Consider the following 1,639-nt stretch of genomic DNA (forward strand, 5'->3'; position numbering starts at 1 on the left):
GTCTTCCGCAGTGCCACCCCGTTTCCTGAGGTTGTGGCGCTGGCCTGACACCAGTCGCTGGTAAAGATCACCCGACTGTGGTGGCCATTGCCGGGCCTGATAACGTTCATCAAGCCCATAGTGCGGTTGCAGTGCTTCCAGCCTGTTGCCAGTGATCCCCCAGAGCTGTTCAATACCGGCTACAGCCGCGGTATTGTCGGTCAGGGTTTTTCGCCATGCAGGCACCAGCAGCGATGACAGTCCGTGCCCGAGAGCCTCGCCAGAATGCCGGGAAAGATCGGCGGCTCCCAGACGAACCAGTGGCCGACTGTCGTTTGTGAAAGTTGCGTCACTGTCAATAAATAATCGGTCGGACTCTGCCCTGATAAGAGGGACCTTGTGATCCGGTTCTGTCGGCCCCACCGGATTATTGGCAATCTGAAGTCCGTAAAGAAAGGTCAGCAACTGCTGGTTAAAACCACCGTACAGAAACAGTCCTGCCAGTTTCTCAAGGTCAAAAACCAGCCGCTGGAGCGCTTGTGTTGAATCTTTGTAACCAATGGAACGATAGCCTTCCACGTCAAAGGTAATGTCGACCAGCCGCAGTGGCGGAGCGGCATCGCCCTGGGGGTATACCCTGATGCCTATTTCCGTTCCGTTAATCTGGGTGCGGTAACCCTTGCCAAAGGCGGGACAGGTTATTGTCTCGTCGATACGCAAAAGGGGCGCAACGGGCGTGAAGGAATCAGGCACGGGTCTGGTAACATTGCCTGTTGAAGGGCTCTCCTCGTTCCTGAGCCTGGCAAGTGTTTGACCAAGGTCGTTTTTAGAATGCCAGTGCCTGGCTTGCAATTCGGTACTTAGAGGGGTTGGCGGCTTCTCAAGGTTTTTTGGGGCATGGAACAGATCGGGAAGCAAAGACTCCAGCCAATGGAGTGAGGCCGGTGATACTTTCTGGTTCAACCATTTGGCAGCCAGCGTTTCAGAGATAAAGTCGAGCTGTGTTTGAGTGGCTATAGCGGAAACCGCATCATCCGTCTGGCTGACGGGAGACGGGATTAAAACGCCACCATTTTCTGCGGAACCATGCTGGCGCGCCTGAAATTCTGACCAGAAGTTATTGGGATCACAGGCTTCATAAACGACCATTGCCATGTTGTTCAGCAAGCTGGCAACGAGCCGGTCAGTTCCGATCGATTGCCCGATTAAAAATGTAACACCATCGTCGTCATAATAGATATTCTGACCCGGCAAGTCAGAGTCAGACAGGATAATGCTGATATTCCGATGTATGTGGTGCGGGAAAAAACCGGACTGCTCGATTAACCAGAAGGCTCTGTCAATGGCTGTCCTGACAGTACTGATGTACGCTGGTGTGGCAAAAACCGACCCCGGGCTGGCCTGATCTGTTGACAGTCTGATGGTAAAAGTATCTGTGTTAACAATGGCTGAGTAAAACCAGTCATTGCTGGTCTTGAGCCACTGGCGCCGGGGGGTAGGATTGAGAGGGTTTGTATCAGTGACATTGGTAGGCATTTGGGAAGTTCTCTGGAACTGTAATGGCTTTTTACCAAAATACGAGAGTGGTCAAGACCCGTTGTAGAAATACAACAGGTGTTGCTTATCAGTAATATCGCTGTATTAATGATTTCTGAGTTGC

1 protein-coding gene (running past one end of the window) is annotated in these 1,639 nt (G+C 52.0%); it reads right to left on the bottom strand.

What is annotated here, in order from left to right; genetic code table 11:
• Nucleotides 1-1,515, bottom strand: the 5' portion of a protein-coding gene (locus P6910_RS09155; RefSeq protein ID WP_317145967.1) for a TcdA/TcdB catalytic glycosyltransferase domain-containing protein. Its footprint begins 25,962 nt before the window's first position; 1,515 of the gene's 27,477 nt are visible here — the first part of the coding sequence; its start codon is at nucleotides 1,513-1,515; its stop codon lies beyond the left edge, outside the window.
• Between the last annotated feature and the right edge of the window lie 124 nt (nucleotides 1,516-1,639).

Origin of the sequence: Endozoicomonas sp. 8E (assembly GCF_032883915.1) — a bacterium.
Taxonomy (GTDB): domain Bacteria; phylum Pseudomonadota; class Gammaproteobacteria; order Pseudomonadales; family Endozoicomonadaceae; genus Endozoicomonas_A.